Source organism: Variovorax nivicola, from assembly GCF_051216475.1.
Taxonomy (GTDB): domain Bacteria; phylum Pseudomonadota; class Gammaproteobacteria; order Burkholderiales; family Burkholderiaceae_C; genus Variovorax.
Genome location: NZ_JBPJZK010000008.1, coordinates 292,676 through 316,154 on the forward strand (window position 1 = coordinate 292,676; position 23,479 = coordinate 316,154).

The 23,479-nt window shown below is 67.2% G+C and carries 21 protein-coding genes; 10 read left to right on the forward strand and 11 right to left on the reverse strand.

The window, feature by feature from the left end; genetic code table 11:
* The first annotated feature begins 1 nt into the window (after window position 1).
* A complete protein-coding gene (locus tag ACSFBF_RS28245; protein WP_435472760.1) occupies window positions 2-841 on the forward strand; it encodes a siderophore-interacting protein in 840 nt (279 codons plus the stop codon).
* A gap of 8 nt (window positions 842-849) precedes the next feature.
* Here the strand turns inward: ACSFBF_RS28245 and ACSFBF_RS28250 are convergent, their stop codons facing one another.
* From ACSFBF_RS28250 to ACSFBF_RS28265, 4 genes are all read right to left on the reverse strand, one after another.
* On the reverse strand, window positions 850-2,382 hold the full coding sequence (locus ACSFBF_RS28250) for a DHA2 family efflux MFS transporter permease subunit (RefSeq protein ID WP_435472762.1): 1,533 nt from the start codon (window positions 2,380-2,382) through the stop codon (window positions 850-852).
* Window positions 2,379-2,846, reverse strand: coding sequence for a MarR family winged helix-turn-helix transcriptional regulator (locus tag ACSFBF_RS28255; protein WP_435472764.1), 468 nt, complete (start codon window positions 2,844-2,846; stop codon window positions 2,379-2,381). Before ACSFBF_RS28255 ends, ACSFBF_RS28250 begins: the two co-directional genes overlap by 4 nt.
* Window positions 2,847-2,909: 63 nt before the next feature.
* Window positions 2,910-3,887, reverse strand: a complete 978-nt coding sequence (locus ACSFBF_RS28260) for a magnesium and cobalt transport protein CorA (RefSeq protein ID WP_435472766.1) — start codon at window positions 3,885-3,887, stop codon at window positions 2,910-2,912.
* Window positions 3,888-3,919: 32 nt separating this feature from the next.
* A complete protein-coding gene (locus tag ACSFBF_RS28265) occupies window positions 3,920-4,549 on the reverse strand; it encodes a hypothetical protein (RefSeq protein ID WP_435472768.1) in 630 nt (209 codons plus the stop codon).
* A 220-nt stretch (window positions 4,550-4,769) separates the two neighbouring features.
* On the opposite strand from ACSFBF_RS28265, the gene mutS reads away from it, so the two are divergent.
* From mutS to ACSFBF_RS28280, 3 genes are read left to right on the forward strand one after another with little or no spacing between them, the layout of a single operon-like run.
* Complete coding sequence (gene mutS, locus ACSFBF_RS28270; protein ID WP_435472770.1) at window positions 4,770-7,364, forward strand: DNA mismatch repair protein MutS; 2,595 nt, start codon at window positions 4,770-4,772, stop codon at window positions 7,362-7,364.
* Between the two features lie 28 nt (window positions 7,365-7,392).
* Complete coding sequence (locus ACSFBF_RS28275; protein ID WP_435472820.1) at window positions 7,393-8,232, forward strand: proteasome-type protease; 840 nt, start codon at window positions 7,393-7,395, stop codon at window positions 8,230-8,232.
* A gap of 5 nt (window positions 8,233-8,237) precedes the next feature.
* Complete coding sequence (locus ACSFBF_RS28280; protein WP_435472772.1) at window positions 8,238-9,050, forward strand: alpha/beta hydrolase; 813 nt, start codon at window positions 8,238-8,240, stop codon at window positions 9,048-9,050.
* Between the two features lie 12 nt (window positions 9,051-9,062).
* Here ACSFBF_RS28280 and ACSFBF_RS28285 read toward each other — a convergent pair whose 3' ends face one another.
* Window positions 9,063-10,535 (reverse strand): amidase, encoded by a 1,473-nt coding sequence (locus ACSFBF_RS28285; RefSeq protein ID WP_435472774.1) that lies wholly within the window; start codon window positions 10,533-10,535, stop codon window positions 9,063-9,065.
* Between the two features lie 133 nt (window positions 10,536-10,668).
* Between ACSFBF_RS28285 and ACSFBF_RS28290 the strand changes: the two genes are divergently transcribed.
* The 4 genes from ACSFBF_RS28290 (at window position 10,669) to ACSFBF_RS28305 (ending at window position 14,289) form a co-directional block, all read left to right on the forward strand.
* A complete protein-coding gene (locus ACSFBF_RS28290) occupies window positions 10,669-11,049 on the forward strand; it encodes a YciI family protein (RefSeq protein ID WP_435472776.1) in 381 nt (126 codons plus the stop codon).
* A gap of 37 nt (window positions 11,050-11,086) precedes the next feature.
* Window positions 11,087-11,710, forward strand: a complete 624-nt coding sequence (locus ACSFBF_RS28295; RefSeq protein WP_435472778.1) for a GNAT family N-acetyltransferase — start codon at window positions 11,087-11,089, stop codon at window positions 11,708-11,710.
* Between the two features lie 48 nt (window positions 11,711-11,758).
* Window positions 11,759-12,475 carry a response regulator transcription factor gene (locus ACSFBF_RS28300; RefSeq protein ID WP_435472780.1) on the forward strand — a complete coding sequence of 239 codons (717 nt, stop codon included), beginning with the start codon at window positions 11,759-11,761 and terminating at the stop codon, window positions 12,473-12,475.
* Between the two features lie 80 nt (window positions 12,476-12,555).
* Window positions 12,556-14,289, forward strand: coding sequence for a sensor histidine kinase (locus ACSFBF_RS28305; protein WP_435472782.1), 1,734 nt, complete (start codon window positions 12,556-12,558; stop codon window positions 14,287-14,289).
* On the opposite strand, the gene ACSFBF_RS28310 is transcribed toward ACSFBF_RS28305, so the two are convergent.
* Both ACSFBF_RS28310 and ACSFBF_RS28315 read right to left on the reverse strand, forming a co-directional pair.
* On the reverse strand, window positions 14,290-16,644 hold the full coding sequence (locus ACSFBF_RS28310; protein WP_435472784.1) for a cytochrome P450/oxidoreductase: 2,355 nt from the start codon (window positions 16,642-16,644) through the stop codon (window positions 14,290-14,292).
* A gap of 10 nt (window positions 16,645-16,654) precedes the next feature.
* Window positions 16,655-17,614, reverse strand: a complete 960-nt coding sequence (locus tag ACSFBF_RS28315; RefSeq protein WP_435472786.1) for a Bug family tripartite tricarboxylate transporter substrate binding protein — start codon at window positions 17,612-17,614, stop codon at window positions 16,655-16,657.
* A gap of 113 nt (window positions 17,615-17,727) precedes the next feature.
* Here ACSFBF_RS28315 and ACSFBF_RS28320 point away from each other — a divergent pair, with 113 nt between their 5' ends.
* Entirely contained in the window at window positions 17,728-18,540 is an 813-nt protein-coding gene (locus ACSFBF_RS28320) for an IclR family transcriptional regulator (RefSeq protein WP_435472788.1), read from the forward strand.
* 15 nt (window positions 18,541-18,555) lie between these two features.
* Here the strand turns inward: ACSFBF_RS28320 and ACSFBF_RS28325 are convergent, their stop codons facing one another.
* Window positions 18,556-19,383: an undecaprenyl-diphosphate phosphatase gene (locus ACSFBF_RS28325; RefSeq protein WP_093059047.1), complete on the reverse strand. Its 828-nt coding sequence runs from the start codon at window positions 19,381-19,383 to the stop codon at window positions 18,556-18,558.
* A gap of 148 nt (window positions 19,384-19,531) precedes the next feature.
* Between ACSFBF_RS28325 and ACSFBF_RS28330 the strand changes: the two genes are divergently transcribed.
* Window positions 19,532-20,416 (forward strand): hypothetical protein, encoded by an 885-nt coding sequence (locus ACSFBF_RS28330; protein WP_435472790.1) that lies wholly within the window; start codon window positions 19,532-19,534, stop codon window positions 20,414-20,416.
* Here ACSFBF_RS28330 and ACSFBF_RS28335 read toward each other — a convergent pair.
* From ACSFBF_RS28335 to ACSFBF_RS28345, 3 genes are read right to left on the reverse strand one after another with little or no spacing between them, the layout of a single operon-like run.
* Window positions 20,405-21,067, reverse strand: a complete 663-nt coding sequence (locus tag ACSFBF_RS28335) for an aspartate/glutamate racemase family protein (RefSeq protein WP_435472792.1) — start codon at window positions 21,065-21,067, stop codon at window positions 20,405-20,407. The two genes, ACSFBF_RS28330 and ACSFBF_RS28335, sit on opposite strands and share 12 nt — an antisense overlap.
* 23 nt (window positions 21,068-21,090) lie before the next feature.
* On the reverse strand, window positions 21,091-22,002 hold the full coding sequence (locus ACSFBF_RS28340) for a transporter substrate-binding domain-containing protein (RefSeq protein WP_435472794.1): 912 nt from the start codon (window positions 22,000-22,002) through the stop codon (window positions 21,091-21,093).
* 52 nt (window positions 22,003-22,054) lie between these two features.
* Window positions 22,055-23,392: an aspartate aminotransferase family protein gene (locus ACSFBF_RS28345; protein ID WP_435472796.1), complete on the reverse strand. Its 1,338-nt coding sequence runs from the start codon at window positions 23,390-23,392 to the stop codon at window positions 22,055-22,057.
* Window positions 23,393-23,479: the final 87 nt, after the last annotated feature.

The following is a 23,479-nucleotide window of genomic DNA, read 5'->3' on the forward strand; positions in this document are numbered from 1 at the left end:
AATGACTGACTTCAGTACTTCATCTGCTTCCACAGCACCCGATCGCACGCCGCGCCGGGTGCGCCACGACCTGCGTTTTCGCCAGCTCACGGTGAAAACCGCGCAGCGCGTGACGCCGCACCTGATCCGCATCACCCTCACGGGCGACGACCTCGTGGGCTTCACCAGCCCCGGCTTCGACGACCACGCGAAGATCTTCTTTCCCGATGCCACCACCGGCAAGCTCACGCTGCCCACGGCCGGCCCCGATGGCCCCGTGTGGCCCGCAAGCGGCCGCCCGACCATGCGCGACTACACGCCGCGCCGCCACGACGCCGAGGCCGGCACGCTCGAAATCGACTTCGCGCTGCACGAAGCCGGCCCAGCCACGCAGTGGGCCGAACAGGCCAAGCCCGGCGACATCCTCGGTGTGGGCGGCCCGCGCGGCTCGTTCATCGTGCCGACCGAGTTCGACTGGCACCTGCTGATCGGCGACGACACCGCCTTGCCCGCCATCTCGCGTCGCCTGGCCGAGCTGCCGGCCGGCTCTCGCGCGGTGGTGCTGGCGGAAGTCGACAACGAAGCCGACGAGATTCCGTTCGACACGCAAGCCGAACTCACGCTGAAATGGGTTCACCGCCGCGGCACCGAGCCGGGCCTGAGCCCCGTGCTGCTCGATGCGCTGAAGACCATCCAACTGCCGGCCGGCGACTTCCATGCGTGGGTGGGTTGCGAATCGGCCATCGCCAAGGCGCTGCGCGCGCACCTGGTGGGCGAGCGCGGCGCGAATCCGAAGTGGACGCGGGCCTCGGGCTACTGGCGTCGCGGTGCAGTGGCAACGCACGACACGCACGACGAATGACGGGTCTTTCAGTGCGGCACTTCGGCCGGGCCTGAGGCCGCCGCATTGCGCCTCGGGCTCTTGATCAGCAACAGCAGCGGAATCGCCAGCACCGTGATGATCATCATGATGGCGAAGTCGTCCAGGTAGCCGATCAGCGCTCCCTGCCGCGTCACCTCCGCATTCAACAGCGCCAGCCCCGTCATCGTGTCGGGCGACATCATCTGCGGCAGCGTCGACAGCGCGGTGTTGCCCGGCGCCACGGTCGACGCGATCTGCGCGTGCGCCTTGCTCGAGCCTTCGGTCAGCAGCGCCTGCACGATCGAGATGCCCACGCTGCTGCCGATGTTGCGCAGCAGGCTGAAGATCGGCGTGCCCTGGTTGCGCAGCCGCGGCGCCAGCGTGGCGAAGGTCGCGGTCGACAGCGGCACGAAGGTGAAGCCGATGCCCAGGCCCTGGATGAAGCCCGAGACGATGATCAGCGTGCTGTCCATCTGCAGCGTGAGCCGCGTCATCTGGTAGAGCGAGAACGCCGTGAGGCCAAAGCCCACAGCCATGATCGCGCGCACGTCCACCTTCTGCACCAGCCGCCCCACGATGATCATCGCGATCATCGTGCCGACGCCGCGCGGCGCCGTTACCTCGCCCGTGTAGACCACCGGATAGCCCATCAGCCCCTGCAGGAAGTTGGGCAGCAACGCCATCGTCGCGAACAAGATCATGCCGACGATGAACGCGAACAGCAGGCCGGTGACGAAGTTGCGGTCTTTCAGCAGGTCGCGGTCGAAGAAAGACACGCCCTGCACCGTCCACGTGTGGACCACGAAGAAGCCGAAGGCCACCAGCGCGGCGGCGGCTTCGAGCTTGATCTCCCACGAGTCGAACCAGTCGAGCTGCTCGCCGCGGTCGAGGAAGAGTTGCAGCATGCCGATGGCTAGGCTCAGCGTGACAAAGCCGAAGATGTCGAGCTTCTCGCCCTGCGGCCGGCTCTCCGGCAGGTAGCGCGCGATGCCCCAGAAGGCGAAGATGCCCACCGGCAGGTTGATGAAGAACACCCAGCGCCAGTCGAAGTTCTCGGTGAGCCAGCCGCCCAGCAGCGGCCCGAGGATGGGCCCGACCATGATGCCCGCGCCCCAGATCGCCATTGCCTGGCCGACCTTCTCGCGCGGGTTGATGTCGAGCAGCACCGCCTGCGACAGCGGCACCAGCGCCGCGCCGAAGATGCCCTGCAGCAGCCGCGCGGCCACGATGCCGACCAGCGAGGTCGCCAGCCCGCACAGCGCCGAGGCCACCGTGAAGCCGATCACCGAGATGATGAACACGCGCCGCCGCCCCCAGTGGCCGCACAGCCAGCCCGTGAGCGGCAACGCGATGGCCGAGGCCACGATGTACGAGGTGAGCACCCAGGTGATCTGGTCCTGCGAGGCCTGCAGGCTGCCCTGCATGTGGGGCAAGGCGACGTTGGCGATCGTGGTGTCGAGCGCCTGCATGATGGTCGCCAGCATGATCGAGACGGTGATCATGCCGCGGTGCGGCACCTTGGTTCCGGGCGCGACGCTCATGGCTTCTTGCCCTCGCTCGAGGTGATTTCGACCAGGCTACCGCGCACCTTGGCGAGCAGGCCAAGCAGCTGCACCCGCTCGGGTTGCGACAGCACCGCCATCACGCGGGCATTGAGCCCGTCGCTGAGACTGAGCGCGCTGTCGAGCGCTTTCTCGGCGCTCGGCTCCAGATGAATCTTGTTGACGCGGCGATCCGTGGCGCTGGGCTCGCGACGGATCCAGCCGGCTGCGGCCATGCGGTCACACAGGCCGGCCACCGCCATCGGGGTCAGGTCGAGCCGCTGCGCGAGTTCGGCCTGCGAGAGTGGTTCTTCATCGCCGTGCATGGCCAGCGCGCCGAGCAGGCGGCACTGGGCGCTGGTGAGGCCGATGCGCTCGAGCGCGAGGCGGTCGAACTCTTCGCTGTAGAGCTTGCTCACGCTCTTGACGAGGAAGCCGAAGCGCTGGGTGAAGTCCCTTTTCATAAGGAACTTGATTATCTACATGTTTATTAGTTGGGCCTTAGCAAGCTCCGCCCTCACTCACAGTCAAAGCCAGCCGGCGCGCCTGAACCGGTAGTAGAGATAGCCGCAGGTGCTGACGATCAGCCCCAGCGCCACCGCATAGCCATAACGGAATTTCAGCTCCGGCATGTTCTCGAAGTTCATGCCCCAGATACCGGCAAAGGCAGTGCACACGGCGAAGATGCTGGCCCAGGCCGCAAGGCGCTTGGTGACTTCGCTTTCCTCGATGGTGACCATCGACAGGTTCACCTGGATCGCCGTGCCGATGGTGTCGCGCATCGCGTCAATCGAGCCGTTGATGCGCCCCAGGTGGTCGCCCACGTCGCGAAAGTATTCCTGCGAGGTCGCGCAGATCTGCGGCACGCGCCCGCCGTGCATCTTGCCGGACGCCTCCAGCAGCGGCGCCACCGCGCGCTTGAGGATCATGCTGCGCCGCTTCAGTTCGTAGAGCTGCTTGATCTTGTCGCGGGCCGCGCCACCCTGGCCGAAAAGCTGCTGCTCGATGACCTCGAGCTCGTCCTCCAGCGCGTCGATCACCGGAAAGTACCGGTCGACCACCGCGTCCATCAATGCATACAGCACGAAGCCCGCGCCATTGCGCAGAAGCTCCGGCTCGCGCTCGCAGCGCTCGCGCACGCCAAGAAAGCCCTGCTTGCTGCGGTTGCGCACCGACAGCACGTAGTTGCTGCCGACGAACACGTCGACCTCGCCCACGTTCGTGCAGTGCTCGCCCTCGGGCGAGGGTTCGACCATGTGCATGACGACGAAGAGCGAGTCGCCGTACTCCTCCATCTTCGGCCGCTGGTGGCCATTACGGGCGTCTTCCACTGCCAGCGGATGCAGGCCGAATTCGTGCTGCATCACGCTCAGTTCCTCCGGTGAGGCGTCGCTCAGCGCCACCCAGACGAAGCAGCCCGGCCGGCTGATGTAGTCGCTGATGGCCTCGACCGAGATGTCGGCGAGCTTGGCGCCGTTTTCATAAGCGACGCAATTGATCAGCATCGGTACTCTTCCATGTTCAATCTGGACGTCGATCAGGTCGTCGCGTTGGAATTCGAAGTTGCGGCCAGTTGGGCGGTGGCCGCCAGCGAAGCCTCGATGGCTTGCGTTTCGCTCCTGAGCAGCGCGAGCCCCTTTTCAGCCAGCGCGGAATGGCTCGCAACATCGGCCCACAGGCTGGCCGCAGCTTCGGAGCAGGTCAGCGATGCGAATCGGATGCGGCCTTTCGCGAGATCGACGAAGCGCGCCTCGCGCAGGGGGTCGGTCCGGTCCCAGGCACCGCCGATGATCACGCGCTTGCCGCGCTTGATGCGGGGTTCGAGTTCCGCGAAGAAAGGCAGCTTCGCCGACACCCAACCCAGCATGCCGGTGCTGGCCGCGGTGTCGAAGGCGGATGGAGCGGCGTGCGCTTTCGCAAAGTCGCGCAAGGAGCTCAAGTTGTAGAGCACCGGGTCCCTGGAACCCGCTGCGCCGCCTTCCACCGGCCTGATGACAGACGGGCTGTGGCCCGCGCGCCCCTCGGGCCGTTTCGACTTTCGCAGCTCCGCAAGCTGCGCCGGTGTTATGCACAGATACAGCGCGGCAAGCTCTGCGGGCAAGGTGGCGCTGCCGGGCAGCGCAGCCGCATTCGCTTCAAGGCCTTTGAAATCATCCAGCTGGGCCATGGGCGCCTTGTTTGTTCTTCACGCGGGGGTCGCGTCGGGGGATTTTAGAGTGGTGAGTGCAGGCCCAGCCGGCGCCTTGCGGATGTCCCATACAAGATAATCCGAGCCAAGGCTCGCTCGGATACCCCGACACAGACACAAGGCGAAATCATTGAATTCGAAGGATAAATCGACGGCATCCCCTGGCGGGGCAGAAGCAACGCTCGGGCACACCCCGATGATGGCCCAGTATCTAGGCCTCAAAGCGGACCATCCGGACACCCTGCTGTTCTACCGGATGGGCGATTTCTACGAACTCTTCTGGGCCGACGCCGAAAAGGCCGCGCGCCTGCTCGACATCACGCTCACCCAGCGCGGCCAGTCGGCCGGCCAGCCGGTGGTGATGTGCGGCGTGCCCTTCCATGCCGTCGACACCTACCTTGGCCGCCTCATCAAGCTGGGCGAATCGGTCGCCATCTGCGAGCAGGTGGGCGAAGTCGGCGCCAGCAAGGGCCCAGTCGAGCGCAAGGTGGTGCGGGTGGTCACGCCCGGCACGCTGACCGACTCCGAACTGCTCAACGACAAGAGCGAATCGCTGCTGCTCGCGGTGCATGCGGGTTCGCGCAATTTCTGCGGGCTGGCGTGGCTCAGCGTGACCGGCGCTGAACTGCGGCTGGCCGAGTGTCCGGCCGACGCGCTCGAAGCCTGGATCGCCCGCATCGCACCCAGCGAGCTGCTGTACAGCGCTGAAGTGACGCCAGCTTTCGAGCAGCGACTGAAGGCCGCGCGCAGCGCCACGCCGTTCACGCTGTCGATCCGTCCGGCGTGGCAGTTCGACGGCGGCCTGGGCGAACGCAAGCTGGCCGAGCAGATGGGCAGCAACAGCCTTGCCGCCTGGAACGCCGAATCGCTGACCAATGCACACGCCGCAGCCGCCGCGCTGCTGGGCTATGCCGAGCACACCCAGGGCCGCGCGCTCTCGCACGTGCAGCGCCTGTCGGTCGAGCGCGACGGCGACCTGATCGAACTGCCGCCCACCACGCGCCGCAACCTCGAACTGGTGCAGACGCTGCGCGGCGAAGACTCGCCCACGATGTTCTCGCTGCTCGACACCTGCATGACGGGCATGGGCAGCCGCCTGCTGAAGCGTTGGCTGCTCTCGCCCCGGCGCGAGCGCTCCGAGGCGCAAGCCCGGCTCGAAGCCATCGGCGCGTTGCAATCGACCGTGCTCGGCGGCACGGCCGCGCCCTGGCGCACGCTGCGCGAGCAGCTCAAGAACACGAGCGACGTGGAACGCATCGCCGCCCGCATCGCGCTACGGCAGGTGCGCCCGCGCGAACTGCTGGCACTGCGCCTGGCGCTATCGAAAGCGGAGCAGCTTGCGCCGCTGCTGCCCGGCACTGCGGCGCTGCTGGCCCAGATCACCGAACGCCTGGCCCCGCCGCCCGGCTGCGCCGACCTGCTGACCAGCGCCATCAAGCCCGACCCGTCCGCGCTGGTGCGCGACGGCGGCGTGATCGCCACCGGCCACGACGCCGAACTCGACGAACTGCGCGCCATCAGCGACAACTGCGATGACTTTTTGCTGAAGCTCGAAATCAGCGAACGCGAGCGCACCGGCATCAGCAACCTGCGGGTGCAGTTCAACCGCGTGCACGGCTTCTATATCGAGGTGACGCAGAGCGCGCTCTCGAAGGTGCCCGACAACTACCGCCGCCGCCAGACGCTGAAGAATGCCGAGCGCTTCATCACGCCCGAGCTGAAAGCCTTCGAGGACAAGGCCCTGAGCGCACAAGACCGCGCCCTGGCCCGCGAGAAGTGGCTGTACGAGCAATTGCTCGACGCTCTGCAGCCCTCGGTGCCCGCACTCACGCAGCTGGCCGGCGGCATCGCCACGCTCGATGCGCTGTGCGCGCTGGCCGAGCGTTCGCACACGCTGCACTGGCGCGCGCCGAGCTTCGTGGCGCATCCGTGCATCGAGATCCAGCAGGGCCGCCACCCGGTGGTGGAGGCGCGGCTGGCCGAGAAGTCGTCGGGCGGCTTCATCGCCAACGACACGCAACTCGGGCCGCAGCAGCGCATGCAGGTCATCACCGGCCCCAACATGGGCGGTAAGTCGACGTACATGCGGCAGGTGGCAATCATCGTGCTGCTGGCCTCCATCGGCTCGCACGTGCCGGCCGCCGCGTGCCGGCTGGGGCCCATCGACGCGATCCATACCCGCATCGGCGCGGCGGACGACCTGGCCAATGCGCAGTCGACCTTCATGCTCGAGATGACCGAGGCCGCGCAAATCTTGCACAGCGCCACCGCGCAGTCGCTGGTGCTGATGGACGAGATCGGCCGCGGCACCAGCACCTTCGACGGGTTGGCGCTGGCCGCCGGCATCGCGGCCCAGCTGCACGACCGCAGCAAGGCCTTCACACTGTTCGCCACCCACTACTTCGAGCTGACCGAGTTTCCGGCCACTCATCACGGCGCGGTAAACATGCACGTGAGCGCAACCGAAGCGGGCCGCGACATCGTGTTCCTGCACGAAATGCAGCCCGGCCCTGCCAGCAAGAGCTATGGCATCCAGGTGGCGCGGCTCGCGGGCATGCCCGCAGCGGTGGTCAACCATGCGCGGCAGGCACTGGAAGCGCTTGAATCGCAGCATGCGCAAACTCGTGCACAGGTTGACCTGTTTGCACCGCCCCCGGTGGCCGAGACACCACTGGCCAGCGCCGTAGAATCCGCGCTGGCCGCGCTCGACCCCGACACCATGAGCCCGCGCGAGGCCCTCGATGCCTTGTATGCCCTTCAAAAACTGAATAAACGTGAACTCGGTGCCGCATGAGCCGGCGCCGGTCATGCAAGACGAACCCATGACTTACTGCGTAGGCATCAAACTCAACGCCGGCCTGGTGTTTCTCTCCGACTCGCGTACCAACGCGGGCGTAGACCACATCAGCACCTTCCGCAAGATGATCGTCTACGAGCAGCCGGGCGACCGCGTCATGGTGCTGCTGTCGTCGGGCAACCTGAGCATCTCGCAGTCGGTGCGCGAAATCCTCCAGATCGAGGAGCTGCGCGAAACACGCGAAGACGGCACGCAGGGCGAGCCCATCACCATCTGGAACGCCACAAGCATGTTCGATGCCGCGCGCGTGCTCGGCTCGGCGGTGCGCCACGTGTACGACCGCGACGCCGAGGCGCTGAAGCATGCGGGGCTGGACTTCAACGTGTCCTTCATCTTCGGCGGGCAGGTCAAGGGCGAAGGTATGCGCCTGTTCTTGGTCTACGCGGCCGGCAACTTCATCGAAGCCACCACCGAGACGCCCTACTTCCAGGTCGGCGAGTCGAAGTACGGCAAGCCCGTGCTCGACCGCGTGCTCACGCCCGAAACGCCGCTGGACGAAGCCGCCAAGTGCGCCCTGGTGTCGATGGACTCGACCATGAAGTCGAACCTGTCGGTCGGCCTGCCGCTCGACCTGGTGGTGTACGAGGCCAACAAGCTCGAAACCGACCGCGTCATCTGCATCGACGCCGACAACCCCTACTACCGCATGGTGCACAGCAGCTGGGGCCAGAAGCTGCGCGAGGTGTTCGACAGCATCGAAGACCCGGTGTGGGACGACAGCCAGACCGAGCACCCGCTGAAGATGCCTGCCACGCGCCACAGCCCGCTGCGGAAAATCTCCACGCCAGACGAAAAGCTGATCTGAGCCCCGTGCCCCCGGTCGTCTTCTCGCACGGCAACAGCTTCCCCGCGAGCACCTACCGCGTCGTCCTCGACAGCCTGCGCAACCGCGGCTTCGAGGTCGATGCCATCGAGAAATTCGGGCACGACCCGAAGTACCCCGTCACCGACAACTGGCCGCACCTGGTGCAGCAGCTGGCCGACTTCGCCAAGCTGCGCGCCGACCGCGCGGGCGCCCCCGTGTTCCTGATCGGCCATTCGCTTGGCGGATTCCTGAGCCTGATGTGCGCGGCCCTGCACCCGGAGCTGGCGCGCGGCGTGGTGCTGATCGATTCGCCCATCCTCGGCGGCTGGCGCGCGAACACGCTCAACGTGGTCAAGCGCACGCCGCTCATGAAGAGCATTTCGCCCGGCGCCATCAGCCGCAAACGCAAGAACAGCTGGGAGCATCGCGAGGCGGTGTTCGAGCATTTCCGCAGCAAGAAGGCGTTCGCGAAGTGGGACGAGCAGGTGCTGCACGACTACATCGACCACGGCACCTTCGATGCGGACAAGGGCGGCGAAGACGGCCGTGCGCTGAGCTTCGACCGCGATGTCGAGACCGCCATCTACAACACCCTGCCCCACAACCTCGGCGCACTGCTGCGCGCGCATCCGCTCAAGTGCAAGGCGGCCTTCATCGGCGGGCGCCAGTCGGCCGAGATGAAGCGGGTGGGCATGACGATGACCGAGCAGGTCACCAAGGGCCGCATCGCCATGATGGACGGCACGCACCTGTTCCCGATGGAAAAGCCGCTGGCAACAGCCGCGGCCATCGAAGCCGCGCTGCGCAACCTGCTCTGAGCGACCGCGCCGTCACCCCTGCGTGACGTGCACTCCCGGCCGCCGGCCCGCATTCCACTTGCCCCCGAGCGCCCGCTCGATCTGCGCGGCCAGCTGCAGCAGCAGCCCGTCGTTCGCCTGCGCCGCCTGTGCCTGAATGCCCAGCGGCATGCCGTTTTCCTGCGTCGCCATCGGCAGCGAGATGCCCGGCATGCCGCACAGGTTGGCCAGCGGCGTGTACGCGAAGTTCTGCCAGAGGTTGGCGAACCAGTCGTAGACGGATGGGTTCGTGCTGGTCGTCAGGTACTCGCTGGTGCCGACCCTGGGCGTGGGCAGCGCGGTGATCGGCGTCAGGATGATGTCCCAGCGCTGGAAGAAGTCGCCGAAGGCGCGCGAGGTGCTGTTGAACACCGCCTGCATCTTCGAGCGCTCGGTGTACGAGGTGTGCAGCCCGGCTTCCCAGATCTTGATGTTGATCGGCTCCAGCAGCTCGGCCGGGGGGCGCTCCAGCCCCAGCCGGTGCAGGTGGCCGTCGATGACCTGCGCGAAGTTGCTGATGTAGCAGGTGGTCTGCGCGGCGAAAGCAGCCCTGAAATCGACCTCGGGCAGCACCCATTCCACGTGATGGCCCAGCCCTTCCAGGAACTTGCCGACACGCTCCAGCTCAGCCACGAAATGCGGCGTCGCGCGGAAGTCGCCCCACTCATGCGACAGCGCGATGCGCAGGCAGCCCGGGTCGCGCCGGATCAATTCGCTGTATGGCTCGGCCGGCGACCAGAAGGGCATGAATTCGCCCGGCGCGCCGCCGCGGCAGTGGTCGACGAAGGCCGCCGTGTCGCGCACCGTACGGCTGTGGCAGCCCTGGATCGACACCAGCCCCGAGAGGTCCGACAGGCCCGGCGCCAGCGAGAACACGCCGCGCGACACCTTCAATCCGATGTTGCCGTTCACGCCCGCCGGAATGCGGATGGAGCCGCCGCCGTCGGTGGCGTGCGACAGCGGCAGCACGCCGGCAGCGACAACCGCGGCCGTGCCGGCCGACGAGCCGCAGGTGGTGTATTCAAGGTCCCAGGGGTTGCGCGTGGTGCAGAACGCGTTCTCCGCCGAGCTGCACACGCCGAACTCCGGCGTCGTGCTGCGGCCCACGATGTTGAGGCCCGCCTTGCGCAGTTGCTGCGTGAGAAAGCTGTCGGCCGCCGGGCGATGGCCCTGCATCAGCATCGAGCCGAACTCCTGCAGCCGGCCCTTCAGCGTCGGCCCCAGATCCTTCATCAGGTAGGGCAGGCCCGCGAACACGCCATCGGGGTTCATGCCGTCCTTCAGCGGATCGGCCACCACGTCGTCGAACACCTCGACCACCGCATCGAGCTGCGGGTTGAGCTTCGCGATGCCGGCCGCCGCCTGTGTCGCCAGCTCCGCCGCCGTCACCTCGCCCTTGTGGACCCGTTCCGCCAACCCGATGCCGTCGTGATCGGCCCATTCGTTCCAGCTCATTGCCAGCGTCATCCAAGGTGCTCCATTCTTTTCAAAGACTGAGCGTCCGATTTTGCCGAGCGTGTCAGCGCGACGCATACTCGCGCGCCGAAGCCCCTCTCTCGCCACGTCCCTCGCCACGAACCACCGCAAGAAAAGGAAGACCATGCTCTATTCCATCCTCATCTACGGTTCTGAATCCGCAGTGGCTACCTGGGAGCCCGGCGTCGAAGAGGAAATGCTCGACCGCCATGCCGACCTGCGCGACGACCTGCAGGCGCAGGGCCGGCTCGGCACGGTGCTGCGGCTGATGCCCAACGTGGCCGCCACGGTGCGCCGAGCGGGCGACATGCATCCGCTGGTCACCGACGGCCCCTTTGCCGAGACCAAGGAACAACTGATGGGCATGTACATCGTGGAGTGCGAGACCGTCGAGGAAGCCACGCATGCCGCGCACCGGCTGGCCTTCGAGACCGGCGTGTTCGAGATCCGGCCGGTCACCTGGTACGACCCGGGCGTGATTCCGGCGCGGATTCCGCAGGTCTGAAAGAATCGCGCGGGTCATCCGCACCCTGCCGACCCGCATGCCACCTGAATTTCCGTCAACGCCCGCACTGGCCGACGCACTCATCGTCGATCCGTTCTATCTCGCGATCTCCGTCGACTTCGAGCACGACATGCCGGCCCGCAAGGCGGTGCTCGCCAAGTACTTCGCCTATTCGCTGGGCGAGGCCGCGCGAACCGGGCGCTACCTGACGACGCCAGAAGACGGCAAGCTCGGCGCGGCCGCCTGGCTGCTGCCGCGCACGGATGCCATCGACGCGGCCGAGTCAGCGGCAAAGAACGAATTCCTCGCGGGCACGCTTGGCCCGCGTGGCTACCGCAACTACCACCGCATCGTCGAATTCATGGCCGCACGTTCGCCGGCCGTGGTGCCGGTGGGGGCCTGGTACCTGTCGATCCTCGGCATCTCGCCCGCCGCACAAGGGCGCGGGCTGGGCGCGCAACTGCTGGCGCCGACGCTGGCCGAGGCCGACGCGGCGGGCGTGCCGTGCTTCCTGGAAACCTTCACGCCCCGCAGCGTGGCGTTCTACGAGAGGCTGGGTTTCCGCAGCGCGGCAGAGCACCTGGAGCCAGTCACGAACTCGACGTACGCGATCATGTGCCGGCCCGCCGCGGACATACTTGGCAGCAACCCCGGAAAATAAGCAAATACTCCTACCCATCGCTCCGCCGTTGGCCGAAGAATCCGCCGAATGTCCCCTCTCCCAATCGAAGACGCCGAGCCCGTCTCGCTGAGCCCCACCCTCATCGTCGAGGACGACCCCGCCATGCAGGCACGCCTGCGCTACGTGCTCTCCACCCTCGGCTGCGACGCAGAACACATCGCGGTGACCGACAGCGTTGCCGGAGCGCAGCAACTGGTCGGCGAGCATGGCTACGGCGTGGTGCTGGTGGACATCGGCCTGCCCGACGGCAGCGGCGTGGAGCTCATCGGCTGGCTGCAGGTGCACCACCCGGGCATTCCGGCGGTGGTGATCTCGGCCTGGCGCACCGAGGAGATCATCTTCGCGGCGCTGCGCGCGGGCGCCATCGGCTACCTGCTGAAGGAGCGCGACGACGTCGAACTCGGCATCGCGCTGCGCAGCATCGAACAGGGCGGCGCGCCCATCGACCCGAGCATCGCGCGCCACATCCTCGCGTGGCTCGCGACGCACCAGCCGACGGCCGACGCGCAGGTGCACGCCCCCGACGCCGCACCCGCCGCCGATGGACGGGCCCCGCTGACGCGCCGCGAGCGCAAGATCCTCGAGCTCGTGTCGCAAGGCCTGAGCAATCGCGACATGGCAGAGTCGCTGTCGATCTCCAGACTGACCGTGGAATGCCACACCAAGAACATCTACCGCAAGCTGGCCGTCAATTCGCGCACCGAAGCCGTCTTTCAGGCGCGACGGCATGGCTTGCTGCGCTGACGGGCGTATTCCTCCTGCTCCTTGCGGCCTGCCCGGCTTTCGCCCAGGCAAACGCCGCGCCTGCCCTCCACGTCGAAGCCGTGCGCGGCACCGGCTGGAACGACACGGCCCCGCCCACCGAAGGCTGGACGCCCGTCACCCTGCCCGACAGCTGGGCCACGCGCTGGCCCGGCTTCGACGGCGTGGTCTGGTACCGCCTCACCTGGAACCAGCCCGAGCAGGTCCGTGAAGCGGGCCTGCTGTTGCACTACCTCAACATGGCCGGCGAGGTGTCGCTCAATGGCACGCCGATTTCGCGCGACGACAGCCTGGTCGAACCGCTCACACGCGCCTGGAACACGCCGCGCTACTGGCTGCTGGCCCCGCCGTTGCTCAAGCCCGGCACCAACACGCTGCTGGTGCGTGTGTCGGGCCTGTTCGCCTACCAGGCGGGGCTGGGGCCGGTGAGCCTGGGCACGCCGGCCGCGATGCAGGCAGAGTTCGAGCAAGAACGCCTCGTGCGCCGCGACCTGCAGGTGCTGGGCCTCGCGGTGAGCGCGGCGGCCTCGGCCTTCTTCGCAGCCCTGTGGCTGCTGCGCCGGCGCGAGACGGCCTACGGCTGGTTCGCGCTGATGTCCATGCTGTGGCTGCTGTTCGGCTACAACCAGATCGCGACCAGCCCCTGGCCCTTTGCCAGCAACCACAGCTGGCAGGCGCTGAACATCTCGACGCTGCTGGTCTTCGGCGTGTCCTACGTCATCTTCGCGCTGCGCTTCTGCGGACGGCGCATGCCTCGGCTGGAAGGCGCGGCGCTGCTGGTTGCAGTGGTCGGCGTGCTCGACCTGTGGCTGGCGCCCGGCGCGGACCTGATCGCGCACCGCGCCATCTGGACGCTGGTGGGCGGCCTCACCGTCATCGCGGTGAACGGCACCTCGATCGTTCACGCCCTGCGCCATCGCAACAGCCCGATGCGCTCGCTCGCGCCGTTCATGGCGGTGTCGGCGCTGACGGACGCGCACGACCTGCTGGTGTTCACGCAGGTGATCGACAGCAACACTTACTACACGACGATGTCCTCGTACATCCTGCTGCTGGGCATGGCCCTGACCCTGGCCGCGCAGTTCGTGAAGAGCCTCAAGCGCATCGAGAACTTCAACACCGAGCTGATCGAGGAAGTGAACGCAGCCAAGGCCGAGTTGGCCGGCACGCTCGCGCAGCAGCATGCACTGGAGCTGACGCATGCGCGCATCGGCGAACGCGTGAACCTGGTGAGCGACCTGCACGACGGGCTCGGCGGCATGCTGGTGGGCAGCATCGCCACGCTGGAGCGCACGCCCGAGAACCTCAGCGCGCCCGAGCTGCTCGCCATGCTCAAGCGCCTGCGCGACGACCTGCGGCTGATCATCGACGCCACCGGCCGCGACGACGGCGCCCGCGCGCTGGGCGAACTGCTCGCGCCGCTGCGCCACCGCAGCGCGCAGCTGCTCGACGCCAACGGCATCGACTGCCGCTGGCAGGTGTCCGGCATCGACACGCTCGAACTGCCGCCCTCGCAGAGCCTCGACCTGATGCGCTTTTTGCAGGAGGCGCTGACCAACGTGCTCAAGCACAGCGCGAGCCGGCGCGTGGACGTGACCGTGGCGCGCGCGGGCGCCGAGCTCCGGCTCAGCGTGCGCGACGACGGCCGCGGCTTTGCGGTCGAAGGCACGGGCGAAGCCGGCGGCGCAGGGTTGCGCAGCCTGCGCACGCGGGCGCGCCGCCTCGGTGCCGAGCTGCAGCTGCAGTCGCGCCCCGGCGAAACGCAGGTGGCGCTGCGGATGCCGCTTGCGAGCTGACTAGAGCTCGAGCACCAGGCGCCCTTCGCAGGCGCGCGAGCAGCAAGCCATCATCTTCGTGTTGGCATCGCGCTCCGAACGCGTCAGCACCACGTCGCGGTGATCGACCTTGCCGGACAACACGCGCACCTCGCACGAGCCGCACAGGCCCTCTTCGCAATCGCTCTGCACATCGACATTCGCGGCGCGCAGCGCGGTCAGCAAAGTCTGGTCGGGCGGCACGGTGAGGACGAGGCCGGAGTCTTTCAGCTCGACCTCGAAGGCGTGTTCCTTCGACGGATCGAGCGTGGCCAGCGTCGATTCGAAATGCTCCACGCGCAGCGCGCCTTCAGGCCACGCGGCGCAGCAGCTTTCCAGCGCTTCGAGCATGTGCAGCGGGCCGCAGGCATAGACCTGTGCGCCGGACACGGGCTGAGCGAGCAGGGCCTGCAAGTCGTTGCGGCGCCCTTCGTCAGCGGCGTGCACGTGCAGGCGTTCGCCATGCAGCGCGGCCAGTTCGTCGACGAAGGCCATGCTCGCGCGGCTGCGGCCGCTGTAGTGCAGTTCGTAGTCCATGGCCAGCGCCTTCGCGCGCCGCGCCATCGCGCTGACCGGCGTGATGCCGATACCGCCGGCAATGAAGATCGCCTTCTTCAGCGACTCGTCGAGCCGGAAGTGATTGCGCGGACCGCGAATGCGCAGCCGGTCGCCCGCTTTCACGTTCGCATGCACCCACGCCGAGCCGCCCCGCCCTTCGGGCTCGTGCAGCACGGCGATCTCCAGCACGCCCGCCTCGTCGGGGTCTCCGCACAGCGAGTACTGGCGCGACAGCTCGGGCGTGCCGCATTCAACGTCGATGTGCGAGCCCGGCGCCCAGCGCGGCAGCGCCTTGCCGTCGGGCGACACGAGGCGCAGCTTGACGATGCCATCGGCCACCGGCGTCACGCGCTCGACCACCACGGGCCGCGCGATCGAATGCGCCGAGGGCTCGCCAATACGGACCGGCACCGGCACCTGCACGTCGCGCAGGCCCTTGTTCGCGCGCTCAGGATTGGCAGCCGGCTCCCATTCCACCCACAGGTGCTCGGGCCCGCGGAACGAAGTGTTCGGCACGTAGGTAAAGCGCTGCTCCGCAAAGCGCATGTGCGGCAGCCGGCGCGTGAACTCCTCCAGGAAGATCTGCATCTCCATGCGCGCCAGGTTCTTGCCCATGCACTGGTGCGAGCCATAGCCGAAGGTGAGATGGTCGCTGGCGTTGTCGCGGCGGATGTCGAACAGGTCGGCGTCGGCGAAGTGCCCTTCGTCGTGGTTGGCCGACGAGGTGACGATCAGCAGGCGCGAGCCCGCGGGCAGGTCGACGCCGTCGATCTGCGTGTCTTTGGTGACAAGGCGGCGCCATGCAGCCACCGAGCCGTTGTGGCGCAGGCACTCTTCCACCGCGTTGGGAATGAGCCCCGGGTCTTCGCACAACTCGCGCCACACGTGAGGGTGCTGCAGCAGCAACTTCATCGCGTTGGCGGTGGCGTTGGCGGTGGTCTCGTGCGCGGCCACGATGCCGGCCATCATCATCGAGTGCAGGTACGAGTCGGTCACCACCTCGGGGTGCAGCATCTGCTTGCGGATGCCGTACTGCATCCAGCCGGGAGCGTCGGGGTCTTGCCGCATCTTCTCGAGCACCTTGCCGGCGTACTGCCAGAAGTTGCCGACCGCATGCGCCACGGCCACCTGCTCTTCGGGCTTAGGGCGACCCCAGGTGTTAACGGTGTGCGCGATGGAATATTTGCGCAGCGTGTCCATGTCTTCCTCGGGCACGCCAAGGAAATGCAGCGCCACGGTGAGCGGAATTTCCCACAGCATCTGGTCGACGAGGTCGGCCTTGCCGTCGTCGATGAAGCGGTCGACATACGTGCGGGCCAGCTCGCGCACCATCGGCTCATGGTGCTTCAGCGCCTCGGGCGTGAACGGGTCCATCAGCGCGCGGCGACGCGGCATGTGGGCAGGCTCGTCTTCGTTGACCAGCGTGCGGTTCAGCGCGAAGCCGTACGAGGCGAGCACCGCATTGGCTTCCTCGCCGGTCGGGGTGATCTTTTCCAGCGCATTCGATGGGCTGAAGGTGATGTTGTCGCGGAACACCGCCTTGATGTCCGCATAGCGCGTGAGCACCCAGTAGCCCAGCTTCGGGCTGTAGAAGATGGGCTCCTGCTCGCGCGCCCAGCGCACGTACTCGGGCGGGTCCTGCTGGTAGCCGTCCTCGAAAGGGTCGAAGCCGGCGGCGCGCTGGCTCACGGGACAGCCCGTGGGCGTGCGCTCGGAAGACAGCGGCCCGTGCGCGACGGGGCAGCCGGAAGCGCGAGGTGGCATGGCGGTGTCAGGCATGGCGGCAGACTCAGTCGAGGGTGATCTTCAAATCGCGGATCAGCTTGTGCCAACGCACGGTTTCGTTCTTCAGCAGCTCGGTGTATTGGGCTGGCGTGTTGCCCGCGGGCTCCACGCCGAAGTCGACCATGCGCGTGCGCACTGAGGGCTCGTTGATGGCCGCGACGATCTGGCGGTTGAGCGTGTTCACCACCTCACTGGGCGTGGCCGAAGGCACCACCACGCCGACCAGTGCGGCCGCCTCGACATTCTTGTAGCCGAGCTCGGCGAAGGTGGGCACGTCGGGCAACTGCGGCAGGCGGGTGGGGTTGGCCACGGCCAGCGCGCGCACCTTGCCGCCCTTGATGAAGCCGGAGCCCGCGGCCAGGTCGACCATCATCGCCGGCAGCTGTCCGCCGACCACGTCGGCCAGTGCCGGCGCCGCGCCGCGGTACGGCACGTGGACCATGAAGAGCTTGGCCTCCACCTTCAGCAGCTCCATCGCGAGGTGGTGCGGGCTGCCCGCGCCGGCCGATGCGTAGTTGATGCCGCCGGGCTTGGCCCTGGCCTGTGCGATGAAGTCCTTGGCCGAGCTGAAGCCCGAGTTGGCTCCGACCACCAGGATCATCGGGAACTTGCCCATCAGCGTGACGGGGGCGAGGTCTTTGGTGGGGCTGTAGCTCAGCGACTTGTAGAGCGCGGGGTTGAAGACCAGCGTGCCGTTGTCGGCCGAGAGGACGGTGTAGCCGTCGGCCGGCGAGCGTGCGGTTTCGGCGGCGGCCAGCGCGGTGTTGCCGCCGGGCTTGTTGTCGACCAGCACCGGCTGCGCGACCTGGGTGGAGAGCGTCTGGGCGACCGTGCGCGCGAGAAAGTCGGAACCGCCGCCGGCCGCATACGGAACGATCCAGCGGATCGGCTTGGCGGGAAAGGTCTGGGCGCTTGCACTGGCAGCAGCTACCAGCGAAAGGATCACGGCAATGCACTTCTTCATGGGGTGTCTCCGAATTGGATATTGTGTATTGCGTAATTATCATACGCATAGCGTAATCACAAAATCACGGGTTTACCCGGCCACGCAGGCCGAGCACCTAACATGAAGGCGTCATGACCTCATCCCCGGAACCCAGCCCTTCCTCCCCCGCCCGCGAGCGCCGCCAGCGCGTGCAGTCCGCCGAAACCGGCATGGCCGTGCTGAAGGGGCTGGCGCACCTGGGCGGCCGCAGCAGCCTCACGGCGTTGTCGGCGCACGTCGCCGAGAGTCCTGCAAAAGTGCACCGCTACCTCGCCAGCCTGATGGAAGCGGGCCTCGTGCTGCAGGACGCCGCCTCGCAGCACTACTACCTGGGCACCGAAGCCATCCAGATCGGCCTGGCCGCGATGCGGCAGGCCGACCCGATCCGCGCGGCCGAGCCCTGCCTGATCCGCCTGCGCGAGTCGCTGGAGGTGACGTGTTTCGTCGCGGTCATGGGCAACAAGGGTCCGACCATCGTGCGTTTCGAGGAACCGGGCCTGCCGGTGACGGTGAACGTGCGCGCAGGCTCGGTGATGTCGATGCTGTGGTCGGCCACCGGACGCGCCTTTCTCGGGCTGCTCGACGAATCGCGCGTGCTGGCGCTGGCCGAGCAGGAGCTGGGCGAGGCCACGCCAGAGATGCGTTCGCTGCTCGATGCGAAAGACCCGATCGGCCAGCTCCGCCGCGAGGTGCGGCTGGCGCATTGCGCCAGCGTCAAGGACACCTACCTGCGCGGCATCAGCGCCGTGGCGGCGCCGGTGTACGACTATGCGGGCCGGGTATGCGCCGTGATCACCGCGCTGGGCGCCACGGGCGGCTTCGATCCGGCCATCGACGGGCCCATTGCCACGGCCGTGCGGCAGGAGGCCCGGGCCGCGAGCGCCCTGCTGGGCGCCGCGGGCTGAAGTTTCAGGGCTGAATCAGTCTGCCCAGACCACCGTGCCGGTCCACGCCGTGGCCAGCACCAGGATGCCGAAGGCAATGCGGTACCAGGCGAACGGAATGAAGTTGTGGGTGCTGATGAACTTCAGCAGCCAGCGCACGCACAGCCAGGCGCTGATGAACGAGAACACCAGCCCCACGGCGAACAGCGGGATGTCGGCCATCGACAGCGCCGCGCGCTCCTTGTAGATGCTGTAGAGCCCCGCGCCGATCAGCGTCGGAATGGCAAGGAAGAACGAGAAATCGGTCGCCGCCTGGCGCGAGAGGCCCAGCAGCATGCCGCCGATGATGGTCGAGCCGCTGCGGCTGGTGCCCGGGATCATCGCGAAGCATTGCACCAGACCGACCTTGAGCGCATCCCACGGCGTCAGGTCGTCCACGTGCTCGACGCGCACCGAGCCCGGCGGCCGCTTCTCGGCCCACAAAATGATGAAGCCGCCGATGATGAAGGTGCTCGCAACCACGGTCGGAATGAACAGGTGCTCCTTGATGACCTTGCCGAACAGCAGGCCCAGCACCACTGCGGGAAGAAAGCCGATGAAGATGTTCAGCGCCAGGCGCTGTGCCTTCGGTTGCCGCGGCAGCGCGACAACGGTCGATTTGATCTTCTGCCAATAGACCAGGATCACCGCGAAGATCGCGCCGGTCTGGATGGCGATCTCGAAAACCTTGCCCCGGTTGTCGCCGAAGCCGCCGAGCAGCGAGCCCGCAAGAATCAGATGGCCGGTCGATGAGATCGGAAGGAATTCGGTCAGCCCCTCGACGATGCCCATGACGGCGGCCTTGGCCAGCAAAACAATATCCACGCGTACTCCTTTTAAGAGCGGCCATTATCGCGATGGGTCGGTCAGGGGAAATTCAAACTCCCCAGTTCCGGTGATGTTCAGATGCGGCGTGTTAACACAAAGTAGTGCATTGCCGGGCATGTGTGATGTCCGAAGGAGCTTGTGCCAAATGCGAACGCCAATGCCCGGCAACGGGCACGAAGAACATACCTCGACCGTCGACGACCACGGCGAGGACCGCCGCAAGAATGCACAGGACCTCGAGCGCGAGCAGTGCGCCTCGATACGGCGCGTTACCGAGGCCACCGGCGCGTCGGCCCACGAACTGCAGCAGCTGATGCAGCGGCTGCTCGACATCGACCGCTCGGGTTCGAGCGCTGGCATCGTCGCGCAGGGCCACATCGCGGCCGACCGCATGCAGTCGGGCATGCAGGCACTCGACCTCGGCGACGGCCATGTAGCCGAACAGCACGGCGATGCCGCGCAGAGCATCGACTTCTGGCTGCTCGAGCCGCTCGACCCGGCGCACGACAAGAAGTGGTACGCCCGCTGGAAGTTCTGGAGCTTCATCCTCGGCGCGTCCGGCTCCGAAGCCGCACTCACCCTGCAGGGCCTGGCGCTGCGCCCCACCGAGCCCGGCGACACGCACGCCGACCTGGTGGCCAAGGCGCGCAAGGTGCTGGAGGGCTGGCGCCGCACTTCGGAGCCGCTCTTCTGGGCGGCCGTGGAATGCTACGTGCGGCAACAGTCGTTCTCGCTCGAAACACAGGCCTACCTGATGCACTGCATTGCCGCCATGTTCGCGGGGGACCCAATGAAGCTGTCGAACGCGCAGAGCGAACAGCTCGCGGGCGTTCTCACCGACACCTACTGCGACGCGCTGGGCACCTCGGCGAGCATGCCTTCGGCGGACATCTACCGGCGCCTGTCGCAGGGGCTGGAAGCAACCGATCGCGAAACCGGCCTCACCCGCAACCTGGGGCGCAGCGACACGGCCCAGATCGCGATCACGGCGCTGTTCACGGTCATCGAAGGCTCGCGCTCACGCTACTGAACCGGGACTGGTGCGCCGGCGCAGCGCGCGCACCGCACTGTCGACCGTGGTCAGCACCGGCAGTCCGCCGGCGGCCTCGCAGGCAGCGCGCGCTCGGGCCATGCTGAACTGCGCAAGCGCGATGCGCGTGCAGCCGCGCTCGCGCAGAGCCGCGGCCTGCGCGGCGATCAAGGCATCGTGGCGCTGCACATCGCCGGCATTCAGTGCGTCTAGCGCACCCTCGGCCAGCGCGAGTTCGAGTGCCGTGTCTTGCGGAAACTCGGGCGGCATCGAAGCCAGCGTGGGCGCGAAGGTCGCGATCAGCCCCAGCCGTCCCTGCCCCTGCCCTTGCGCCGCCTCGTCGATCATGGCCTCGTTGGGCTTGAGCACCGGAATGCCCGCATGCCGCCGCGCCACCGCCTCGATACACGGCCCGAAGGCCGAGCAGGTGAAGAGAATGCCCTGCGCACCCGTATCGACCGCGTACTGCGCCAGGCGCTGAAAGCGTTCGTGCATGGCGGCGTCGAGCCCCTTGCCGTTGCGCGCCAGGTCGGCCGAGAGGCTGTCGTCGAGCAGGTTCATGCGCACGGCCTCTGGCCAGTCGCGCACGAAGGCTTCGTTGATGGGCGAGACGGAGTGCGAGAGCGCGTGGATCAGGGCGATGCGGGTCATGAATTCAGAGGCTCTTCAGAAGCTCAGATGCCCTTCGAAGAAGGATTGGCGAACGCATCCTTCGTCTCGGCATTCAGCGGGTAGTTGATGTTGATGCCCTTCGGCGGAATCGGCGACATGAACCACTTGGCATAGAGCTTTTCCATCTCGCCCGACTTCATCATGCCCGACACCACGCGATCGACCAGCGCCTTGAAGGCCGGGTCGTCCTTGCGGAACATCAGCGACTGGTTCTCGGTGCGCAGGCTCTCGCCGGTGATGATGAAGTCCTTCGGGCTGCGCGCATTCGCGATCTGCCCGGCCAGCAGGATGTCGTCGAGCACGAAGGCCTGGGCGCGGCCGCTTTCCACCAGCAGGAAAGAGTCGCTGTGGTCTTTGCCCGCGAGGTTGTTCACTTCGAGGCTGCGGCCGCGGTCGGCCTCGCGCAGCAGGCGGAACGAGGTGGTGCCGCTGGTGGTGGCCACCGTCTTGCCCTGCAGGTCGGCAATGCTCTTGATGCCCGAATCGGCCTTCACCAACATGCGCACGTTGTAGCGGAAGATGTCCGGCGAGAACGCCACCTGCTTCTGCCGCTCGACCAGGTTGGTGGTGGAGCCGCACTCGATGTCGACCGTGCCGTTCTGCACCAGCGGGATGCGGTTGGCCGAGGTGACGGCCTGGTACTTGATCTCAACGACCGGCATCTTCAGCTCGCTCTTCACCGCCTCGACGATGCGGTTGCAGATCTCAATGCTGTAGCCCACGGGCTTGAGGTTGCCGTCGAGGTACGAGAAGCCGAAGGACGACTCCCGGTAGCCGAAGGTGATGGCACCGCTGGCCTTTATCTTCGCGAGCGTGTCGCTTTCCTGGGCCTGCGCGGCCGTGAGCGGCATGAAGGCCGCAAAGATCACCGCGAGCGCGGCACCAAAGGGAAACGGCAGACGAAGCTTGGGCATGGAACGCTCCTCGGAACGATGGTTGAAGAAAAAACGAACGGGAAAGTGGTGCTCAGCGCGCAGCGGCGGCGCGCGTGACCGCGTCGATGGAGGCCGCGAGCCGCGCGGCGATCTCCTGCAGGTCTTGCCGCGTGGCGATGAAGGGCGGTGCCAGCAGCACGTGGTCGCCCTGGCGGCCGTCGACCGTGCCGCCAAAGGGGTAGCACAGCAGGCCGCGCGCCATGGCGTCCTTCTTGACGGTGGCGTTGAGCTTCAGCGCCGGATCGAAGGGCGTCTTGCTCGCGCGGTCTGCCACCAGCTCGATGCCCCAGAAGAAGCCGCGGCCGCGAATGTCGCCCACGTGCGGGTGCGCGCCCAGCGCCTCGGCAAGCATCGCGCCGAAGGCATCGCCGTCTTCGCGCACCTTGGCGACCAGCCCGTCGCGCCGGATCACCCGCTGCACCGCGAGCGCGGCAGCGCAGGCCATCGGGTGACCAAGGTAGGTGTGGCCGTGCTGGAAGAAGCCGCTGCCGCTGGACATGGCTTCGACGATGCGGCGCTGCGCCAGCACCGCGCCGATGGGCTGGTAGCCGCCGCCCAGGCCCTTGGCGACGGTCATGAGGTCGGGCACCACACCCTCCTGCTCGCAGGCGTGAAGCGAGCCGGTGCGGCCCATGCCGCACATCACCTCGTCGAGGATCAGCAGCACGCCGTATTTGTCGCACACCGCGCGCACCGCCTTGAAGTAGCCCGGCACCGGCGTGAGCACGCCGGCCGTGGCGCCGCCGATGGTCTCGGCCACGAAGGCGATCACGCGATCGGCGCCCTGCGCGAGGATGGCTGCCTCGAGCTCGGCCGCCAGACGCAGGCCGTACTGCTCGGCGCTTTCGTCGGCGCGCTGCTCGCGGTACGGATAGCAGGGTGAGACGTGCGTTGCCGGCACGAGGATGGGCGCGAAGGGCTCGCGCCGCCAGGCGTTGCCGCCCACGGCCAGCGCGCCCAGCGTGTTGCCGTGGTAACTCTGGCGGCGCGCGATGAAGTGCGTGCGCTGCGGCTGGCCGATTTCGACGAAGTACTGCCGCGCCATCTTCAGCGCCGACTCCACCGCCTCCGAGCCACCGCTCACCAGGTAGACGTGGCTCATGCCCTCGGGGGCGGAGCCGATCATTTCGTCGGCCAGTTGCTCGGCCACTTCGCTCGTGAAGAAGCTGGTGTGCGCATAGGCGAGCTTGTCGATCTGCGCGTGCATGGCGGCCAGCACCTCGGGGTGCGCATGGCCGAGCGACGACACCGCCGCGCCACCCGAGGCGTCGAGGTATTCGCGGCCTTCGGCGTCGCGGATGAACATGCCGTGGGAGCCGGCGGCAACGGGTGGGGTCTGGCGAAGGTGGCGGTGGAAGACGTGCGTCATGGCGGCTGGCAACTGGACTCTCGGGTTGGAACTAACGTTTCCGGCGGATTATTGTTTGGAACATTTGTTCCGTCAACTACCGCCATT